The following is a 20,326-nucleotide window of genomic DNA, read 5'->3' as shown; positions in this document are numbered from 1 at the left end:
GACGTTCGCGTGGCCGCCGGCGGCTGTTTTTTGATTATACACCGCCGGCCGGCGGCGGGGGGCTCAGGCCTCGGCGATCAGGGCCGCCGTTTGCAGGCTGGGCGGGTCGATGTTGTAGAGGGCGTCCAACAGCGCCACCTGGAAGCTGCCCGGCCCCGTGGCCCGCGCGGCGGCTTGCCGGCCGGCCAGGCCCAGATAGGCCAAGGCCCCGGCGGCGGCGGCCAGGGGGTCGGGTTCGACGGCCAAAAAGGCCCCGACCAGGGCCGTGGCCGTGCAGCCCATGCCGGTGACCCGGCCCATCAGCGCGTGACCGCCGGCCACGCGCAAGGCCCGCCGGCCGTCGGTGACCAGATCGACCTGGCCGGTGACGGCCAACACCGCGCCCAACTCCAAGGCCAAGGACTTGGCCGCCTCCAGGGCCTCGTCCACCTGGTGGCGCGAGTCCACGCCCTTGCCCGCCCCGGCCAGGCCCGGCCGCAGAGAAAGCGCCTCGGAGGCGTTGGCCCGCACCACGGCGATGTCGATCTCGGCCAGAAGGCGCATGGCCGTCTCGGTGCGCAGGGTGGTGGCCCCGCTGCCCACGGGGTCGAGCACCACCGGCGCGCCCACTTCGTTGGCCTTTTGGCCGGCGGCCAGCATCGCTTCGATCCACGGCGGGCTGAGCGTGCCGATGTTGATCACCAGCGCCCCGGCCATGGCCGCCATCTCCTCGACCTCCTGGCGGGCGTGGGCCATCACCGGCGAGGCCCCGCAGGCCAGCAGGGCGTTGGCGGTGTTGTTCATGACGACATAATTGGTGATGTTGTGCACCAGGGGCGCTTGTTGGCGCACCAGCTCCAGGGCGCGGGCCGCGCCGGCGTTGTGGCCCATCGTGGTCATCCTTTCCGGGCGGCGGCGGCCGGAGCAGCGGCCAGGCCCATGGCCCGCAGCAGCGCGGTGGTGGCCGCCTCGGGGTCAAGCTGGCAGCACACCGCCGAGATCACCGCCAGTCCGTGGGCCCCGGCGGCCATGATTTGGGCGGCGTTGCCAGCGTTCACCCCGCCGATGGCCACCACCGGGATGCGCAACCCCGCCGCCACCCGCGCCAAGGCCTCCAGCCCGGCCACCGGCCCGGCGTCGTCCTTGGACGTGGTGGGAAACACCGGGCCAAAGCCGACGTAATCGGCCCCGTCGGCCTGGCATTGCAGGGCTTCCTCCAGCGAATCGGCCGAACCGCCGATGACCTTGCCCGGCCCCAACATGCGGCGGGCCTTGTTGATGGGAAAATCGTCCTGGCCCAGGTGGACGCCATCGGCGTCGACGGCCATGGCCACGTCGAGGCGGTCGTTGATGATCAGATCCACCCCGGCCCCGGCGCAGACGGCCTTGAGCTGGCGGGCGGTGTCGATCATCTGGTTGGTCGCGCCGTCTTTCTGGCGTAATTGGATCACGTCCGCCCCGCCGCGGATGGCCAGGCGGGCCAGTTCAACGGCGGAAAACCGCGTCTGCAAGACCGTGTCGGTCAACACGTGCAGGCGTCCGACATCGTTCACAAAGCCGCTCCTTTTCGGCCGCCCCGCGCGGACGGCGGATTTTCATTTCAGCTTAAATTGAGGTTTTTCCCAGAAATTGCCGCCCGCGTCAAGCTTTTGCGCCGGGCCTTTGACGGCGCGCCGCAAAAAATAGCGCGCCCATGGGATTTGCTCTTAAAAGGCCAGCAGGGTCAGCCAGTCTTGCGCGCCCACGCCGGGCAGCTGATTTTGGCCGACAAACTCGTGGATTATCGTCGGCAGATCGTCGCGGCCCGCGCCTTCCAGGGCGGCTTCCAGGGCCTCGACGGCTTGGGGCGGATAGGCGAAAAAGTCGCCGGACAGGCGCGCCTGGCCGATGCGACCGTCGCGCAGCTCCATCTCCAGGCGCAGCAGCCCGCCCGGGGCCTTGTGCAGGCGCTGGACCAGCTCCAACCCGGCGCGGATCTTGAGCCGGCGGCCGGCGGAGGGCCGACGGCCGCGCAGCAGCCACTGGGGGGCCAGCATGCGTTGGGCCAGGCGATCCATCTCGGCGCGCAGGGCCTGGTCGGGCCGGGCCGGCTCCAGGGGCCCCAGGAGCTTGGCGAACTCCTCGGCCATGATCTGGTTCAGCGCGCCCTCGGTCCAACGATCGGCGGCCGAGCCCAGCAGGCCACGGATGGAGCCCATGTTGGCCTCCATGGTTTTTTGGGCCTTGTCGCGGAATTTCTCGTCGGGGGCGCGCAGCACGCGAGCCATGGCCTGGCAGTCGAAATCCATGATCATGTTGCCGACAAAGACCACGCTCTCGCCGATCTCGCCGGCCCCCGAGCCGCAGACCTTGCGCTGGCCGCAGAGCAGGTCGTTGACCGGCTTGAGGCGGGCCTCGACGCCGATCCGGCCGTAGGCCCGGGCCACCGGCGCCAGAAAGCGCGCGTAGAATTCGTCGCGCCGGGCCGGGATCAACGGGTTGTCGCGCCGGAGCACGATCTGGAAAAAATATTGCCGGCCGTCCAGATAGACCGCGCCGCCGCCCACCTCCCGGCGAAAGACCGGTAGCCCGGCCTGGCGGCAATGGTCCAGGTCCACCTCCTGGGCGGCGTCTTGATGAAAGCCCACGCAGACATAGGGGCTGGCCGGCGAGACCAGGGCCAGGCCCTGGCGGCCCAGGCGGGCCATGGCGTGGTAGAGGAGCTGGCTGTCGGCCCAGGGAACTTTGCCCAGATCGTAAAGGGCCAGGCTCACGGGGCGGCCTTGTTGGTCAGGGCGCGCAGGGTGAGCTGGGTCAGGTCCAGCACCTCCAGGGGCAGCTTGTTTTTGCGGACATGGCCGGTCATCGTGCGCACGCACTGCTGGCAGGAGGTGACCACGGCCTGGGCCCCGCTGGCCAGCGCCTCGTCGATCTTGGCTGCGGTGATGGCCGCCGAGAGCGCCGGGTCGATCATCTCCAGGTTGCCGCCGCCGCCGCAACAACGGCAGTCGCGGCGGTTGTGGGCCAGCTCCACCAGGCGCACGCCCGGCAGCGCCCGGAGCACCCGACGCGGAGCTTCGTATTCGCCGGCCCCCCGGCCCAGATCGCAGGGGTCGTGATAGGTCACGGTCAGCGTCAGGGGCGGGGCCTCGGGCGGGCTTTGGGCCAAAAGCCCGGCCATGAACTGGCTGGCGTGGGCCAGCTTGAAGCGCCGGGGATAGTGCTCGCGCCACATCTGGTAGCACGACGGGCAGGCGAAGACCACCGTCTCGGCCCCCCGCGCGGCCACGGCCTGGATGTTGTGCTCGATAAACTGGCCGGCCAGATCCTTGAGCCCGGCGCCCAGCAGGGGAAAACCGCAGCACCATTCATCGGGCCCCAGCAGGGTGAAATCCACGCCAAAGCGCTGGCAGAGCTGGGCCATGGCCGCGGCGATCTTTTGGGCCATGGGAAAATAGGCCGCCACGCAGCCGGTGAAATAGACCACCTTGGCCCGTGGCCGCACGAAGCCGTCATCGGGCGCGCCGCGCACGTCCTCGACCCACTCGGCGCGCTCGTCGTTGTCCTCGGCAAAGACGTTGTGGCTTTCCAGCAGATTGCCACGGATCATCTCGACCTTTGGCGAGGCCGCGCCCTGGCCGACCATGTCCTGGCGCAGGCTGATCCACAGATCCTTCAGCCCCAGGCCGGCCGGGCAGACCTCCTGGCAGCGGCCGCAGAGCGTACAGGCAAAGACCTCCCGGCCAAAGCCGGCCAGGGCCTGAGCCGTGGGCCGACGACGGGCCAGCAAACGGGCCAGCAAGCCGGCCCGCCCCTGGTTCAAGCGGCGCAGGCCGGCCAGCCGGGCCAGGGCCGACAGCGCGCCATCGCCCGAGGCCGCCACCGCCGGGCAGACCTCCACGCACAGCCCGCAACCGGTGCAGGCGTCGATCTGCAACATTTGCCCGCGCGTGTAACAATGCAACGCCACGTCATTCACCTATTTGCCGTGCTTGGCCATTTCCTCGGTCATCCAGGCCTGGATGGCCGCCGCGCCGTGGATCAGGCCGTCGAGATCGGCCATGTCGGCGGGCCGGATCTTGAACATCCAGCCCTGTCCGTAGGGGTCGGAGTTGATCAGGCCGGGGTTGTCCTCCAGGGCGATGTTGGACTCGACCAGTTCGCCATCCAGTGGCGCGAAGACCTTGCCCACCCACTTGCCCGATTCGACCTTGGCGAATTTCTTGCCGGCCGACAAGGCCTTTCCCTCCAGGGGCAGTTGGACGTAGACGATCTCGCCAGCCAGCTTTTGGGCGAAATCGGTCATGCCCATGACCAGCAGCTCGCCCTCGGGCCGCAGCCAATAGTGCTCCTTGTCGTAGTAGAGCTCTTCGGGGATCTGGTGACCGCCGATATTCATGCGTGGCCTCCTTTATTGGTCGTGGCCGGCGTTGGCGGCGGCGTTGACGGCCAAGACCGCCGGCGTGATGATCATGTGCAGCATGCGGCCAAAGGGCAGATAGGCCACGAAGGCGCACCAGATGATGGCGTGGGCCTGCCAGAACCAGCCATAAAGCCGGGGGAGATCGTCCCAACCGGCCATGCCGGCGGCCAGGGCCGCGCCCACGAAGGCCAGCGGCTGCTGGGCGCCGGTCATGGCCATGCGCGCGCCCTCCAGCCAGAAGCCGCTGACAATGGCCAGGCCCAGCAGGATCAGGGCCGGATAATCGGGCCGGGGCAGGCCGGGCAGCCTGGGCCCCCGCGCCCGCAAACGGCGCCCCACGGCCAAGAGCACGCCGCAGACCAGCAGCGCCCCGCCCAGGTCAAAGACAAAGGCCGTCAGGGGGTCGTTTTTGTCCAGCAGCCGCCAGGTCAGTGGCCAGTCGGCCAGCCAGCGCGAGGCGGCCAGGGCGGCCAGGCCCCAGATCATGCGGCCCAGCAGCGGGAAAAAGATCAGCCCGTGGATCAGCCAGCGGCCCTTGGCGGCCCGCCACAGGCGGCGCTGCAACAGGCCGTCGAGCGCCAAGGCCTTGAGCCCGGCCCACCAACGCCGGCCCAAGGGCGCGGTCGGCCGTTTGCCCAGCGCGTGCAGGGGCGCGGCCTTGGCCGGGGCGGCCAGCCAGAGGCTAATGCGCAACAGCAACCCCGCGATCAGCGCGGCCAGGGCCAGGCCGCTGGGCCAATCGCCCACCGTCAGCGTGGCGGCGTGGCAAGGGATGCACAGGGCGCTTTTGGCCGGCAAGACCGTCGCGGCGGCGCCCACCTGGTTGCCCGGCGCGTGGCAGCGGCGGCACGAGTCCTGGTCGCTTTGCGCTCGTAGTTGATGGGCCTTGGTCGGGCCGATCTCGGGCCGTTGCAGCCGCCAGAGCACCTGCCCGCCCTGGCGGGTGGGAATGGCCGCCGCCAGGTGGCAGGCCTGGCAGGACACGCCGGCGTGGGCGTCGTGGATCTGGCTTTCGCGGTGGGGCTGGTGGCACTGGCGGCAATCCACGGCCTTTTGGCCGTCGTGGGGGTATTGGGCGGCCAGGCGGTGGCAGTCCAGGCAGCTCAGATCGGCGTGGGGCGATCGCGCCAGATCGGCCACGTCGACCCGCACGGCGTCGATGGTCTGGCCCTGGTGGCGGTCGTGGCAGCTCAGGCACATGGCCTGAAGGTTTTGGCGCGAGGCCGCCGGCCGGCTGGCGTCTTGCAGATGGCAGGCGGCGCACTTGGCGTCGGCGGCGGCGGGGCCTGGCAGCTTGGCGCGTTGGCGGTGACAGGCCCCGCACTGGCCGATCATCGGCCGGGCCGGGTTGAAGGCCTTGGGACGCGCGGCGGCTGGCGGCTGGTGATGGGGCCGGTGACAGGCCAGGCAGTTGGCCGCCTGGGCCGGGCTGGTAATTTCGCGCCCGCCGTGCCGGCCGCTTTGGGCGATGGTTTGGGCGTCGTCGTGGCACTGGGCGCACATTTGCGCGCGCGCGGTCTGGTCGGGGATTTGGTTGAGGCGGATCAGGTCCGGGTGGCGCTGGCTGTCGGCCACGTTCTGGTGGCAATCCTGGCACGAGAGCTGGCCGTGGGCCGAGGCGTGCAAGGGCCCCTGCTCGATGAGCCAGCCGGCCTTGGCGCATGTCGGCCAGGCGGCCAACAGCGCGCTCAGCAAGATGAAAACGGCCAGTTTTTTCATCGGCGGCCCTCCCCGTGGCGCGGCGCGACCAGCATCTGGTCGGCCAGGTAGGAACTGCGCACCAGCGGCCCGGCGGCCACCTGGTCAAAGCCCATCCGTCGGGCCACGGCCGCCCAGTGGTCAAACTCGAAAGGCGGCACGAAACGCATCACCGGCGCGTGCTTGGCCGATGGCGCCAGGTACTGGCCCAGCGTCAGACAGCGGCAGCCGGCGGCCAGCAGATCGGCCAGCACCGCGCGCAGTTCGGCGTCGGTCTCGCCCAGGCCCAGCATCAGGCCCGATTTGGCCGCCAGGCCTTGAGCGGCCGCGCGGGCCAGCACGGCCAGCGAGCGGGCGTAATCGGCCTGGGGCCGCACGGCCGGATACAAGCGGGGGACCGTCTCGACATTGTGGTTGTAGACGTCGGGCCGGGCCTGGCAAACGGCGTCGATGGCCGCGCCCTGGCCCAGAAAATCCGGCGTGAGCACCTCCACCGTGGCCTGGGGCAGGCGCGCGCGCAGGGCGGCGATGGTGGCGGCGAAGTGGGCCGCGCCGCCGTCGGCCAGGTCGTCGCGGGTGACGGAGGTGACCACCACGTGGCGCAGGCCCATGTCGGCGGCGGCCTGGGCCAGGCGCTGGGGCTCGTCGGGGTCGGGCGGGCTGGTCGGCCCGTGGTCCACGGCGCAGAAGCGACAGCCCCGCGTGCATTGGCGGCCCAGAATCATGAAGGTGGCCGTGCCCCGGTTGAAGCATTCGCCCAGATTGGGGCAGTGGGCGCTTTGGCAGACGGTGGCCAGATGCAGGCGCTCCAGGCGGCCTTCCATTTGCTCGATGGCCGTTTGCCCGTGATAGCGCTTGCGGAGCCAGGGCGGCTTGCGGCCCATGCCCAGCGGCGGCGCGGCAAAGCCCAAGGCCCGGCTGAAGGCCTGGGCAAAGACGTCCTTGGCCCGGGCCAGGTCCACCGGCCGGCCCAGCTCTTGGGCCAATGAAGTGACGACCTGGCCGGGCCGGCCGCAGGGAACGATCAGATCGAACCCGGCCAGGTCGTTGTTGACGTTGATGGCCACGCCGTGGCGCGTCACCCAGCGCGAGACGGCCACGCCCAGGCTGGCCAGCTTGCGGCCGGCCAGCCACAGGCCGGGCTGATCGGGATCGCGCTCGGGCTCCAGGCCAAAGGCGCGGGCCACCTCGGCGGCGGCCTCCAGCAGGCGGTTGACGTAGAGATGCAGGTCGCGCTCTTGCAACTCGACGATGGGATAGGCCACCAACTGGCCCGGCCCGTGAAAGGTGGCCAAGCCGCCCCGGTCGCTGTGGGCCAGGGCCACGCCGCGGGCGGCCAGAAGCTCGGGGCCAAGGCGCAGATCGGCCGGGCCGCCGCCGCGGCCCAGGGTCACCGTGGGCGGGTGCTCGACAAACACCAGCCGATCGGCCGCCAGGCCCCGGGCCCTTTGCCGGGCCAGTTCGTCCTGACGCCGGGCGGCCTGGTCGTAGGCCAAAAGCCCCCAGTCCTCCACCACCAGTTTTTGGGCCGCGCCGCTAGTCATGATCCCAGTTTACCTCTTTGGCAGGTAGAGCGCCCAGCCCATGGCGTCGCGGGCGGCGTCGACGATGGTTTCCGAAAACGTCGGGTGCAGGCGCGCGCCACGGGCCAGTTCCTCGGCGGTGCACTCCAACTGGATGGCCAGCGAGGCCTCGCCGATCAGCTCGGTGGCCGCCGCGCCCACGATGTGCAGGCCCAGAATCTCGCCGTATTTGGCCTCCATGACCACCTTGACGTTGCCCTCGCCCTGGGCGCTCAGCATGGCCAGGCCGTTGATGGAATAGGGAAAATCGCCGGTCTCGACCTCGTAGCCCTGGTCCTCGGCCTCGGCCTCGCTCAGGCCCACGGCCGCCACCTGGGGCGTGGTCCACAGGCCCCGGCAGACCAGGCGCGGATCGTAGGCGCTCTGGCGGCCCATGGCGTTTTCGGCGGCGATGACGGCCATGTAGGACGCGCCGTGGCTGAGCATGCGGCCGCCGGTGCAATCGCCGATGGCGAAAACGCCCGGCGCGCTGGTTTGCATGCGCTCATCGACCTTTATGCCGCCGTCGGCGTTCAACGCCACGCCCAGGGCCTCCAGGCCCAGGCCGGCGGTGTTGGGCCGGCGTTCGGCGCTGACGATGATCTCGGCGTCGATGAATTGCTCGGCCTTGCCGCCCAGCACCGCCCGCAAGGCCGCGCCCTGCTTTTGGGCGCTGGCCAAGGCGGCGCGGGTGAGCACCTTGACGCCTTGGTCCTTCAGGGCCCCGGCCAGGCGCTGGCCCAGGTCGGCGTCTTCGCCGGGCAGCAGGCGTGGGCCCTGGCAGGCCAGGGTCACTTGCACGCCCATGGCGCCAAGCCAGCCGGCCATTTCGCACTCGATGGCCCCGCCGCCCCAGATAAAGGCCGAGGCGGGCAGCTTTTGCAGGTTGAGCGCCTGGTCCGGGCCGATGGCCAGTTCGGCCATGCCGGGCAGATCGCACTTGGCGTGGGAGGCGCCGGTGGCCAGGATGATCGCCTTGGCCTGGACGTCCTTGCCCTCGACACTGGCCAGGCCGGGGGCCTTGAGCACGGCCCGGCCCTTGAGCAATTGCACGCCGTTGTTGGCCAAAAGGGCCTGCATGCCCATGCCGATGTCGGCGGCCACGCCGTTTTTGCGGGCGACCACGACGGCCGGGTCGAGGCCGTCCACGCTGGCCGTTATGCCAAATAGCGCGGCTTTTTTGAACTGGCCCAGCAGGTGGCCCGCCTGGGCCCAGGTCTTGCTGGGGATGCAACCACGGTGGACGCAGACGCCGCCCAACTCGGCGGCCTCGCACAGGGCCGCCTTGGCCCCCAACTGGGCCGCGCGGATGGCCGCGGCGTAACCGCCCGGCCCACCGCCGATCACCAAAACATCAAACATCTCGCTATCCTCGCTGACGGCCGCCGGTGGCGGGGCAGGCCCCCGCCTTGGCGGCGCGTTATATCGTTCAGGCCAGCAGCAGGCCCGGCGTCTTGATCATCTCTTGGATCGTGCCCAGGAACAAGCCGATGGGCGCGCCGTTGATGGCCCGGTGGTCGAAGGTCAGGCTGAAGTTCATCAGCTTGCCCACGCCAATTTGGCCGTCGGGCTGGACCACCGGCCGGTCGAGGATGGCCCCCACGCCCAAGATCGCCGCCTGGGGCTGGTTGATGATGGGCGTGGTGAAGACGTAGCCCTGGCCAAAGCCGCCGACGTTGGAGATGGTGAAGGTGCCGCCGCCGAGGTCTTCCAGGCCGATGGTCCCCTCCTGGCAGCGCCGGCGCAGGTCCTTCAGGCGCAGGCTGATCTCGGTGAGGCTGAGCTTGTCGGCGTCGTGGATCACCGGCACGATCAGGCCGGCGTCGTATTTTTGCATGGGCAGGCTCACGGCCACGCCGATGTTGATGTCCTCCCACAGCTTGATCTGATCGCCGACCACGCTGGAGTTGATCAGCGGGTTTTTTTTCAGCGCCCTGGCCACGATGTAGACCAGCAGATCGGTGTAGGAAATCCGCGCGCCGATCATCTCCTGGTGGGCGATCAACGATTGGCGCAGGCGAACCAGTTCGGCCACGTCAAACTCGCCCATGGCCGAAAGCTGGGCCGAATTTTGCAGGCTTTTGTGCATGTGCTCGGCGATGACCGCGCGGATGCCGCTGAGCGGCAGCGAGTCCTTGACCCGCTTGCCCTCGATGACCTCGCCGGGCCAGGCGGCGGCCGACTGGGCGGCCGGGGCCTCGGCCGCGGGCGGCGGGCCTTCCTTCAGGGCCCGCTCCACGTCGGCCCTTTTGATGCGCCCGCCTGGGCCGCTGCCCGTGAGGCGCCTGTAGTCCAGGCCGTTTTCGCGGGCGATCTTCTTGGCCAGGGGCGTGATCTTGACCCGACCGCCGGGCGCGGCCGGGGCGGCCGGCTCGCCGGCGCTTGGCGCGGCGGCTGGCGCGGCGGCCAGGCCCTCGGGGGCGGGGGCCGCCGCTTGCAGGGCCTTGAGTTCGGCCTCGTCGGCGGCCAGTTGGCCCACGGCCTCGCCGACCTGGGCCACCGCGCCCGGCGCGGCCAGGATGTGCAAAAATCCGTCGGCCAGGGCCTCGACGTCCTGGGTCACTTTTTCGGTTTCGATGACCATCACCGGCTGGCCCTCGGTGATCCACTCACCTTCGGCGGCCTTCCAGGCGGCCAGCTTGGCGCTGGCCATGGTCATGCCAAGCTTGGGGATGACGATATCGCTAGCCATTGCGCTCTCTTTTCCGCTACTGCATAACCTTTTCGATGGCCGCCAAGACCCACTCGGGCTGGGGCAGGACGTATTTTTCCATCACGCCGCCGGGGATGGGATAATTCTTGGCGCAGACCCGCTGCACGGGCGCGTCCAGCAGGTCGAAGCCGTGCTCCATGATCTGCATGCCCAGCTCCGCGGCGAAACCGCAGCGTTCGGTGTCTTCGTCGATGATCACCAGGCGGTTGGTTTTTTCCAGCGATTTAAGCACCGTGTCCAGGTCGAAAGGCTCCAGCGTGCGCGGGTCGATGACCTCGCAACTGATCTGGCCGGCAAACAGGTCGGCGGCGGCGGTGGCCCAGAAGGTCATGAATGAGGTGGCCACGATGGTCACATCCGTGCCCTCGCGCAGGATGGCCGCCTGGCCAAAGGGCACGGTGTAGTCTTCCGTGGGCACTTCGCCCTTCATGCCCAGCAGGCCCTTGTGGTGCAAAAACAGCACCGGGTTGTTGTCGCGGATGGCCGTTTTCAGCAGGCCCTTGGCGTCGTAGGGGTTGGAGGGGCAGACGCACTTGATGCCCGGATTGTGCAGGGCCAGGTAGGTCGGGCACTGGGAGTGCTCGTTGCCCAGCTTGCGATAGCCGCCGATGGAGGCCATGAACACGCAGGGCAGGCTCTGGCTGCCGCCCTGGATCAGCCGCCACTGCGGGGCCTTGAGAAAGACCTCGTCGGCGCAGCAATAGAGAAAGTCGGCGAACATCATGTCGGCCACCGGCCGATAGCCCATGAGCGATGCGCCAACGGCCACGCCGGCGATGGCCGTCTCGGAAAGGGGCGCGTCCATGATCCGTTCGGGGCCGAAACGCTGCACCAGGCCCGAGGTGGTGCCGAAAGCGCCGGTCTGCACGCCTTCGCCAATGATGAAGACCTTTTCGTCGCGCTCCAGCTCCTCGGCCAGGGCCTCCTTGATGGCCTCCAGATACATTATCTCTCGCATGGGTCGTCTCCCTTTTCTTTACTGCGCGTAGACCGCGCGGTCGAGCATGGCCGGATCGTCCGGGAAGGGGCTTTCGTCGATGAATTTCTCGGTCTCGGCCACCTCTTGCTGGGCGGCCTGCTTGATGGCGGCCAGGCCCTCGGCGCTCAACACGCCCTGGCTGATGAGGCGCCGCTCCATGATCTCCAGCGGATCGCGCTTGCGCAGCTCCTCGATCTCCTTGGGATCGCGGGGCGCGCCGTGGGAGTTGTCGGGGTTGCCGATGCCGTGCGAGCCAAAACGGGCCGTCTTGCACTCGACCATGGCCGGCCCCAGGCCCTGGCGGGCCCGCTCCACCGCCGCGCCCACGGCCTCGGCCACGGCCACCACGTCCTGGCCGTCGACGACCACGCCGGGCATGCCGTAGCCGGCGGCCAGGCTGGCGATGTCGTCGAGGGGATAGGCGTCCTTGATCGGCACGTACTGGGCGATGCCGTTGTTTTCGCAGACCCAGACAATGGGCAGCTTCCAGACGGCGGCCATGTTGGCGGCCTCGTGGAAGGGGCCGCGGTTGGACGAGCCGTCGCCGAAAAAGCAGACCACCACTTGGCCGCGACCGTTTTTCTTGCAGGCCACGCCCCAGCCCACCGACAGCGGGAAGGCGCTGCCGATGGTGCCGCCGCCGCCATAGATGCCCAGCTCGTCGTAGGCCGCGTGGACCCCGCCCAGGCCGCCGCCCGAGCCGGTGATCCGGCCGCAGTGTTCGGCCATGTAGGTCTTGGGGTCGGCGCCCTTGCCGATCAGATGCGGCAGGCCGTGGCCGCGCAGGTGGGGATAGATGACGTCGTCGGGCCGCAGGATGGTCGTGCCGCCCACGCCGGGGGCCTCGCCGCCCAGGGCCGGGTGGTAGAACGAAAGCAGCTTGCCGCCGGCCAACCACTTGACCGCGGCCTGGTCAAAGGCCCTGGTGCGCGCCAGGTTGGTGTAGAGCTTGATCATCAGTTCGTTCGTGATCTCCATCGGATCTCTCCCGTATGTTGGCTGGCCTCTAAAAATGAGGCGATATGTCTTGGTCGGCGCGCCGCGCGGCCAGGGCCATGAAGGCCCCCGCGTGGGCGGCCGTCTCCAGAATCTTGGCTCCGTCCAGCACCCGGGGGCCCGCCAGGCAAAGGCGCAGGCCCAGGCGTTGGCCGGGGTTGATGATGATTTCGCGTTCGCCGTCCAGGGCCAGGGTGGCCGGCCCGTCGATGACCAGTTCCTGGTCCGGCGCGAATCGACGCCAGCGGCTGACGGCCAGCCGGGCCACCAGCCCCGGCGCCATCGTCGCCAGCACCATCCGGCCGCCCGGCCCGAAGCCAAGCTCCAGGCCCTGGCCGCTATCGGCCGCCATGGGCGACAGGCAACCGCCGATGGCCGAAAGGCCGATGGCCGTGGGCTCGGCCCTGGTCAGAAACAGCCGGCGCAGGCTCTCGGGCCGCCAGAGGGCCTTGCAGCCGGTCTGGCAATGGGCGGTGACGGCCACGTCGACCAAGGCCATGTCGATGACCCGGCCGTGGTCGATAATCTCCAGCTTGGGCGCGCGCCACGAGGCCGGGCCGGCCGCGCCGGTGGCCACGAGGCCGGCGGCCAGGCCGGCCAGGGTGCCCTCCAACGCCGTGGGAAAGACGTTGTTGGTGCCGGTGGAGACGGCCAGAAGCGGCGTGTCGCCGCTGGCCTTGGCCACCGCCCGGCAGGTGCCGTCGCCACCGAGGACGATCAGGCAGGCCACGCCGCGCCGGTCCAACAGGCCGGCGGCGCTCGTGCTGTCGTGGGCGCTGTCGGTGGGGGTCATGGCCAAAAGCTCCAGCCGGCAGGCCGGGCCCATTTCGGCCGCCGCCCGCCGGGCCAGATCGCCGGCGTCGGGCATGGCCACCACCTCGCCGGCGCCCACGGCCACCAGCCCGGCCATGATCCGCCGCAACAGGCCGACCTTGGCGTTGTTGTCGCAGACCGCGCCATGGGCCACCAGACGGCGGATATCCTTGCCCGAGGCCGGGTTGGCGATGATCCCCACGGCGGGCATGGGCTAGAACTCCGGCCCCACGCGCAGCATCGCCTTGATGGCCTGGCCCGGATGGATGCGCTCTTGGTAGAGCGCCGGCAGTTGCTCCAGGCCGATCAGGTCGCTGATCATTCCCCGGCCGTCCAGGCGGCCTTGGGCCATCCAATTCAGGATCTGGCGGTTTTCGGCGTGGTCGTTGCCATAGGCCCCGGTGAGGATGATCTCCTTGAAGTTGAGCGTCAGCGGCAGGATCTGGGCCATCCGGGCCATGACGCTGAGCACGCAGACCACGCCGAAACGGGCGCAGGCGTCCATGGCCGCCTGGACGTTGTCGGGCGCGCCGGCGCATTCATAAACCACGTCGAAGCCCCGGCCGTCGGTGTGGGCCAGGACGGCCTCGCCCAGGGGCTGGCTCAAGGGGTCCAGGACAAAGTCGGCCCCCCAGCTCAGGGCCAGCTCGCGCTTGGCCGCCTGGGGCTCGCCCAGGCCAACCGGCCCGAAGCCTTGCAGCTTGAGCAGCTTGATCAACCCCAGGCCGATGGGCCCGCCGCCCAGCACCAGGGCCGAACCGCCGGCGCGGCCGGCCACCTTCACGCCGTGCAGGCCAGTGGCGAACACCTCGGCCAGGGCGGCGTTTTGGCTGTCGACGCCGGCGGGGATGGGGATGAGCATCTGGGGGTAGCAGACAAGCTGCTCGGCAAAGCCGCCGGGCAGGTCGCCGATGCCGGTGCTGCGGCGGTTTTGCTGGCAAAACATCTGCTTGCCGGCCAGGCACTCGGGACATTGGCCGCAATATGTCGGCCGGATCGTCACCCGCTGGCCCAGCAGCTCGCCCGAAACATCCGCGCCCACCTCGGCGACGACGCCGCTGATCTCGTGGCCCAGCACGTAGCCGTCGGCCAGCATGCCGCTCTGGACCAGCGAATGATCCGAGCCGCAAAACCCGCAGTTGATCACCCGCACCAACACCTGATCGGCCTGGGGCCGGGGCGCGGCGATGTCTTCGCAGGCCAGGCCCCGGCCGGCGCGGTAGACTACGGCCTTCATTGGACGGCCTCCCGCTGAATGTTGTTCATCGCTCTTCCGCCTCGATGCGCACCTTGGCCACCTTGGCCAGGTCGCGCTCGTAAAACTGGGCCCCGATGAAAAAGATCACCCCCGAGACGATGGCCACCACCGGCACCAGCGACAGCGCCGAAACCACGCCGTGGGCGTCGATCCAAGCCCCGGTGGCGAAGGGGCCGATGGCGCTGCCGAACATGTGCTGGGTGATGACGCACAGGGCGTAGGACATGGCCCGCAAGCCGGGGTGAATGACGTCCTGGGTCACGGCGATGGCCGAGGATGTGTACATGATGCTCACGCCGCCGCCCAGGACGAAGACCACGTATTGCAACGCGCCTTTTTCCATGAAACCAAAGCCGATGATGTAGAGCGCGGCCGAGACCACCGCCGACAGGGCCGGCACCAGCAGCCTGGCCTTGGGGTTGACGCGAAACCAGCGATCGGCCACGAAACCACCCAGGGGCGCGCCGATGATGGCCGTCAACAGCACGCCGCTGGTCATCAGGTTGGCCTGATCGTGGGCAAGACCCTGGATGTCGTGGAAATATGTCGGCATGAAGGTGACCAGCGAGGTGGACAAAAACATCATGCCCGAAAAGCCCAGATAGGTCATAAGCAGCGAGGGCGTGCCGGCAAAGGCGCGGAAGATGTCCATCTTGGACATGCTCTGGCGGATGGCCTTGGTCTGCTTGGCCAGGTTGGCCTCGGGATGGTCGCTCTTATCGAGGTTGACCGTCTTGTAGTCGCGCACGAAGAAAAACAAAATGGCCACGATCAGCCCCGGGATGGCCACGATGCCAAAGGCGTGCCGCCAGCCAAAAGTCCCGGCCACCAGCCCGCCCAGCACAATGCCCATGGCCATGCCCAGGGGGATGGAGCTGTTCCAGACGCCCACCATCAGCGAACGGATGCGCTCGGGAAAAATGGCCGAGATCATGGCCGTGCCGCCGGGGGCGTAGCCGGCCTCGCCAACGCCGATGGCCGTACGGGCCGCGAAAAGCTGGCTGAAATTTTGCGTGAAAGCGCAGGCCAGCGTGGCCAAGCCCCAGAAGGTGGCCATGATGCCGATGCTCTTTTTGCGGCTCCAGCGATCGACGATGATCGACACGGGAAAGGTGCAGATCAGGATCGACCAATACACCGCCGAAACCAGCATGCCGCACTGGGCGTTGCTCAGGCCCCAGCCGTCCACCGGGTCTTTGAGGTAGGGGAACAGGGCGATGATCACCTGGCGATCGATGTAGTCGAACAGATAAAGCAGAAACAGCAAGCCAAACAGATAGAACGAATAGCCTTTTGGCATGAGATAGTCGTCGTGATGGGCGTGGGCCTTGGACATTGCAGCCTCCGGGTTTGTTTGTGGCCGAACTCCGGCGCGCTTATGGCGAGCCGGCTCGTCGAACCGCCGAAAAAAGCCTGGGTCTGGCTACAATTCCATGGTGATGCCGCCGCCCACGTTGTAGGCGTGGCCGGTGATGTATGACGCCTGACCAGAGGCCAGATAAACCACCATATCGGCCACCTCGGAAGGCTTGCCGATGCGGCCCAGCGGCACGTCCTTGGCCAGGCGGGCTTCGGCCTCCTGGAAGGTCGTGCCGAAAACGTCGGCCTCCATCTGGATGCGCTGGACCTGCATGTCGGTCATGATCAGGCCGGGACAGACGGCGTTGACCCGCAGATTCTGGCCGCCCAACTCCATGGCCATGACCTTGGTCAGCATGACCACGCCGGCCTTGGCCACGCCATAGGCGCCGTTGAACAGCGGCGGACGCTTGGCCGCCCGCGAGGCGATGTTGACGATGGCCGCCGGCGCGCCCAGCATGATCGGCACGAAGGCCTTGGAGACACGAAAAACGCCGTGCAGGTTGATGTCGATGGTCTTGATCCAGGCCGCCTCGTCGTAATTGTGGACCACCTGGGGCGCGCCCAGCACCGCGCCGGCGTTGTTGACCAAAACGTCCAGCCGGCCGAACGCCTCCCGCACGGCGGCCACGGCCTTTTCGATGGAGGCGCTGTCGATGATGTCCATCTCCAGGGCCAAGGCCTTTACGCCATGATCCTGGGTCAGTTCGCGGCAAATGTCAGTCATCTCGCCGCTGGAGCCGGTCTTGATGCCGGCGATCTCGGCGGGCGCGCCGCCCAGGTCGGTGATTACGATGTTCATGCCGTTTTGGGCCAGGGCCTTGGCGATGGCGTAGCCAATGCCCGTTCTTTTGCCCGCCCCGGTGACCAGGGCTGTCTTGTCTTTCAGGTCTGGATACATCGTAACCTCCGCCGGGCGCGCGCGGCTATTTGACCGCGGGCGGCCGTAGCAACTTGTGAATGTGGTCCACGGTTTTTTGCAAAAACTCCCGCGTCGTCTCGGGGGTGATCGCGCCTTCGATCTCCATGTATTCACTCATGCGGATCTGGAAATAGGCGCTCATCAGCGAGGACAAAAACAGGATGTATAAGCCGTTGACGATGAAAGCCGTCAGCTTGATGTCCAAATCGGCCCGCACCACGCCGGCGGCGATGCCCTTGGCCAACTCGCGCTTGAGATGGTCGCTGGTGAATTTCTCGGTCTCGCGGGCCAGCGCCCGGGAAAATTGCTCCATGCCCGGGGCGCTCATGCTCAGATAAATGACCATGAACTCGGGGTGATCGCCGATAAAACGCGCCCCGCTCTCGAAAATATGCTCGATCTGGCGATAAATGTCCCAATCCGGGTCCATCGTGCCGTAAATGGCCTGACGCGAAAGTTCGAGGTTGAAGGAGCAGACATAAAGGAATAGGTCTTCCTTGCTCTCGAAATAATTGTAGATCGAACCCTTGGACACGCCGGCCCGCCGAGCCAGTTCGCCCATGTCCGCCCCGGCATAGCCTTTCCCGGCAAACAACAACGCCGCTTCGTTGAGGAATTTCTGGCGCTTGGCCTCGGGGATGTTCTTGAAAGTCTCTTTGGGCATGATCGCTTCCAATCAATGACTGTACGTTCAGTCAGCAGGATGTTATTGTATCGGCCTCCGCCCTGTCAATGCTTTTTCATCACCAACCGCTAGCTTGACGGAAAAGCCCGGCCCCTTCAAGCGGCCGGCTCCCGGCCAGGCAAGGCCGGGCCAGTGCCTGGCCTCCCAAAGCGGGGCCGGCGCCCGGCCAGGCAGAGCGGGGCCGGCGCCCGGCCAGGCAAGGCGGGTCGAGTAGGCCGGGCTAACACCTACCGTCCGTAGCTCCCGGTGGGCCGGTGCCCGGCCTCCCAGAGCGGGTCGAGTAGGCCAGGTTAACACCTACCTTCCGTGGCTCCCGGTGGGCCGGTGCCCGGCCAGGCAGAGCGGGTCGAGTAGGGGAGGTTATCACCTACCCTCCATGGCTCCCGGTGATAGGCCGCTAAATCCAGCCAACGCGATTCCGCGATTCTTTGTAGCGCCGCTATCAAAGCAGCCGCGCCCGACTTCTAAGAGCCCATGCACCAGCGCCGCGAACGGGCGGCGTGGCCACGGACACCTCGGAGCCACAAACGCGCCCCAGCGGTCGGAAGGCTATTTTGCGGGGGAGGGGTGGGGCGCGGGGCGGGCGAGGGGGCGGTTTTGTCGCCGCAAAAGAGCCCCCTCCCGCCCCGCAATGGCTTTTTCTTATTCTTCTTCTTATTCTTGATTCTTACTCTTCATTCTTATTCTTCTTCTCTTTTATTTCTTTTCTCTTATTTCTTCGCCTTCACCTTGTTCTTATCTCAAAATTAGATTTTCCACCTTTTCTTAATTCTTCCGCCATGTTGTGTAAATTCCAACCAACCACGGCGGGCCGGCCAACCCAAACCAACCGTCACTACCGTCACTACCATCGCCGACCTAACCGGCGATGAAAGGGCGTTGGCGCCCAGAGTCAGCGGTGCTCAGCGAGCCTTGCGGCGCAGGCGTTGGGCTGGCACGGGGGCGTCGCTGGGGTAAATGGGGTTGGCCGCCGTCCACCAACCGGGCCGGTCGGTGGCCGAAAACTCCAGCCGGTCCACGAATTTGATGCTTTTGTAGGCCATGTCCAGCGGCGCGATCAGCCGCAGTGGCGCGCCGTGGTCGGCGGGCAGGGGTTTGCCGTCCAGGGTAAGGGCCAGGATGATCTGGCGTTGGGGGTCGGCCAGGTCGGCCAGGGGCAGGCATTCCACGTAGTGGTCCAGCCCGTCGGGTTGCCGGTCGGTGCGGCCCATGGCGTGCAGAACCACATAGCGGGCCTGGGGCAAGGGCTGGGCCAGGGCCAGCACTTGCGGTCCGCTCAGGCCGCCCCAGCGCAGATCAGCCACCGACCAGCCCTCCACGCAGTGAAAATCGCTGATCTGGCTGGTTTGCTCCATGGCCGTCAGTTGGGCGTGGGTGAGGTTGAGCGGTTGTTGGACCAGGCCGTCGATGCGTAGCCGATAGGTTTCGCGCCGGCCGTCTGGCCAGGTGAGCAGTCCGCTGGCCGGGTCGAAGTCGAAGCGTTCGTCTTCCACCGTGCGCACGGGAAAGCCGCGCACAAAAAAGGCCCACGCCGCTTTTGGCGCGGCCAGGGCCAGGATTGTCAGGCCCAGGGTGCGCAAGAACCAGCGCCGGCCGTGGCGGGAAGTTTTTTTTCGCGTTGAGTCCATATCTGGTCCCTCACGTCATGAATCGCGCGATTTGCCGTGGCTTTTTAACGCGGGCGGCGCACGCTTTATTGTCCCCGCGCCGGCGGCTTTTATTTAATGATAAGTGCGTCGCTGGGAAAAAGCCAACCAGCGGGCGGCATTGGGGTGAAAGCGCCTTGCCGGGGCGTGGGGAATTGTGTATGCTACAAAAATCAGAACGAACGTTCGATCTATAATCCGTCGCCGTAGCGGCGGCATGGCTAGGAGGAACCGATGGCCGACGATATTTTCCGCCGACTGCAACAGCGCCTGGACACTTATTCGCTGGGCTTTCCCCAGACCGATTCGGGGGTGGAGCTGGAGATTTTGCGTCATTTGTTCAGCGAGGATGACGCCGAGGTCTTTTTGGCCATGAGCCCCAAGGTGGAGCCGGCCGAGGTCATTGCGCCGCGTCTGGGCCGCGAGGTGGCGGCGATGGCGGTCAAGCTGGCCGACATGGCCGAGCGGGGGTTGTTGTTCAGCCTGCGCAAGGGTGATCAGACGCTTTACGGGGCCATCCCGGTGATTCATGGTTTGTTCGAGTTCCAGGTCAAGCGCATCGGGCCGGAGCTGGCCGGGCTGATGGAGCGTTATTTTGCCGAGGCCCAGTTCACCCAGGCCATGCAGACCAGCCTGGGCGCGTTTTTGCGCACGATTCCTGTGCAAAAAGCGGTGCCGGTGGCCCACAACGTGGCTTCTTTCGACGACGCCTGCCAGCTTTTGCGGGCGGCCAAGCTGATCGTGGTCACCGAGTGCATTTGTCGCAAGCAGCAGATCACCGTGGGCAAGGGTTGCGGCAAGCCGTTGGAGGCCTGTTTCATGTTTGGTTCGATGGCCCAATATTATCTGGACCACGACATGGGCCGGCGGGTCGATGTGGACGAGGCCATCGCCTTGGTGACCAAGGCCCAGGAGGCGGGTCTGGTGACGCAGCCGGGCACGGCGCAGAATCCGGCGGGCATGTGCAATTGTTGCGGTGACTGTTGTGGCGTGCTGCGGGCGCTGAATCTGCATCCCAAGCCGGCCGAAATAGTTTTCTCGAACCATTTCGCGGTGGTGGACAAAGACGCCTGCACCGGCTGCGAGACGTGCCTGGATCGTTGCCAGATGAAGGCTATTGTCATGGGCGATGACGGTCTGGCGCGCATCGACCTGGATCGCTGTATCGGCTGCGGCCTGTGCGTGACCACCTGCCCGACCGAGGCGCTGACGTTGCAAGCCAAGCCGTCCGCGCAACTGGCCGTGCCGCCGCGCACCAGCGCCGATCAGATGATGTTCATGGCCCAGAAGCGTGGTTTGATCTAACCACCCGCG

At 67.4% G+C, this 20,326-nt stretch carries 18 protein-coding genes; 1 reads left to right on the top strand and 17 read right to left on the bottom strand.

The genetic code is table 11. From position 1 onward, the window contains the following. Positions 1-63: 63 nt before the first annotated feature. The 17 genes from thiM to DEBA_RS14850 all read right to left on the bottom strand — a co-directional run bounded on the left by thiM (position 64) and on the right by DEBA_RS14850 (position 18,994). Complete coding sequence (gene thiM, locus DEBA_RS14930; RefSeq protein ID WP_013259778.1) at positions 64-870, bottom strand: hydroxyethylthiazole kinase; 807 nt, start codon at positions 868-870, stop codon at positions 64-66. A 5-nt stretch (positions 871-875) separates the two neighbouring features. Continuing rightward, the gene (gene thiE / locus DEBA_RS14925) at positions 876-1,532 is read right to left on the bottom strand and encodes a thiamine phosphate synthase (protein ID WP_013259777.1); all 657 of its coding nucleotides are present in this window, start codon (positions 1,530-1,532) and stop codon (positions 876-878) included. Positions 1,533-1,685: 153 nt separating this feature from the next. Next, a complete protein-coding gene (locus DEBA_RS14920) occupies positions 1,686-2,732 on the bottom strand; it encodes a lipoate--protein ligase (RefSeq protein ID WP_013259776.1) in 1,047 nt (348 codons plus the stop codon). Next, positions 2,729-3,898 carry a (Fe-S)-binding protein gene (locus DEBA_RS14915; RefSeq protein ID WP_222832018.1) on the bottom strand — a complete coding sequence of 390 codons (1,170 nt, stop codon included), beginning with the start codon at positions 3,896-3,898 and terminating at the stop codon, positions 2,729-2,731. Before DEBA_RS14915 ends, DEBA_RS14920 begins: the two co-directional genes overlap by 4 nt. A 39-nt stretch (positions 3,899-3,937) precedes the next feature. Next, entirely contained in the window at positions 3,938-4,357 is a 420-nt protein-coding gene (gene gcvH, locus DEBA_RS14910) for a glycine cleavage system protein GcvH (RefSeq protein ID WP_013259774.1), read from the bottom strand. Between the two features lie 12 nt (positions 4,358-4,369). Beyond that, on the bottom strand, positions 4,370-6,100 hold the full coding sequence (locus DEBA_RS14905) for a cytochrome c3 family protein (protein ID WP_013259773.1): 1,731 nt from the start codon (positions 6,098-6,100) through the stop codon (positions 4,370-4,372). Then, a complete protein-coding gene (gene lipA, locus DEBA_RS14900) occupies positions 6,097-7,623 on the bottom strand; it encodes a lipoyl synthase (protein ID WP_013259772.1) in 1,527 nt (508 codons plus the stop codon). Before lipA ends, DEBA_RS14905 begins: the two co-directional genes overlap by 4 nt. A gap of 9 nt (positions 7,624-7,632) precedes the next feature. Next, positions 7,633-9,003, bottom strand: coding sequence for a dihydrolipoyl dehydrogenase family protein (locus tag DEBA_RS14895; protein ID WP_013259771.1), 1,371 nt, complete (start codon positions 9,001-9,003; stop codon positions 7,633-7,635). A 67-nt stretch (positions 9,004-9,070) separates the two neighbouring features. Then, positions 9,071-10,333: a dihydrolipoamide acetyltransferase family protein gene (locus tag DEBA_RS14890; RefSeq protein WP_013259770.1), complete on the bottom strand. Its 1,263-nt coding sequence runs from the start codon at positions 10,331-10,333 to the stop codon at positions 9,071-9,073. Between the two features lie 16 nt (positions 10,334-10,349). Next, on the bottom strand, positions 10,350-11,312 hold the full coding sequence (locus DEBA_RS14885) for an alpha-ketoacid dehydrogenase subunit beta (protein WP_013259769.1): 963 nt from the start codon (positions 11,310-11,312) through the stop codon (positions 10,350-10,352). Between the two features lie 18 nt (positions 11,313-11,330). Beyond that, positions 11,331-12,311: a thiamine pyrophosphate-dependent dehydrogenase E1 component subunit alpha gene (locus tag DEBA_RS14880; protein ID WP_013259768.1), complete on the bottom strand. Its 981-nt coding sequence runs from the start codon at positions 12,309-12,311 to the stop codon at positions 11,331-11,333. A 28-nt stretch (positions 12,312-12,339) separates the two neighbouring features. Next, a complete protein-coding gene (locus DEBA_RS14875) occupies positions 12,340-13,353 on the bottom strand; it encodes an ATP-NAD kinase family protein (protein ID WP_013259767.1) in 1,014 nt (337 codons plus the stop codon). Between the two features lie 3 nt (positions 13,354-13,356). Beyond that, entirely contained in the window at positions 13,357-14,379 is a 1,023-nt protein-coding gene (locus tag DEBA_RS14870; protein ID WP_013259766.1) for a zinc-dependent alcohol dehydrogenase, read from the bottom strand. Positions 14,380-14,404: 25 nt separating this feature from the next. Then, entirely contained in the window at positions 14,405-15,736 is a 1,332-nt protein-coding gene (locus DEBA_RS14865; protein ID WP_013259765.1) for an MFS transporter, read from the bottom strand. An 87-nt stretch (positions 15,737-15,823) separates the two neighbouring features. Further along, a complete protein-coding gene (locus tag DEBA_RS14860) occupies positions 15,824-16,660 on the bottom strand; it encodes an SDR family NAD(P)-dependent oxidoreductase (protein ID WP_013259764.1) in 837 nt (278 codons plus the stop codon). A gap of 25 nt (positions 16,661-16,685) precedes the next feature. After that, complete coding sequence (locus tag DEBA_RS14855) at positions 16,686-17,345, bottom strand: TetR/AcrR family transcriptional regulator (RefSeq protein WP_013259763.1); 660 nt, start codon at positions 17,343-17,345, stop codon at positions 16,686-16,688. A gap of 923 nt (positions 17,346-18,268) precedes the next feature. Beyond that, on the bottom strand, positions 18,269-18,994 hold the full coding sequence (locus DEBA_RS14850; RefSeq protein WP_013259762.1) for a molybdopterin-dependent oxidoreductase: 726 nt from the start codon (positions 18,992-18,994) through the stop codon (positions 18,269-18,271). A 252-nt stretch (positions 18,995-19,246) separates the two neighbouring features. Here DEBA_RS14850 and DEBA_RS14845 point away from each other — a divergent pair, with 252 nt between their 5' ends. Further along, positions 19,247-20,317 carry a 4Fe-4S binding protein gene (locus DEBA_RS14845; protein ID WP_013259761.1) on the top strand — a complete coding sequence of 357 codons (1,071 nt, stop codon included), beginning with the start codon at positions 19,247-19,249 and terminating at the stop codon, positions 20,315-20,317. The last annotated feature ends 9 nt before the right edge of the window (positions 20,318-20,326 follow it).

It is taken from the genome of Desulfarculus baarsii DSM 2075 (assembly GCF_000143965.1).
Classification (GTDB): Bacteria; Desulfobacterota; Desulfarculia; order Desulfarculales; family Desulfarculaceae; genus Desulfarculus; species Desulfarculus baarsii.
This window is presented reverse-complemented; position numbering and strand designations above follow the sequence as displayed.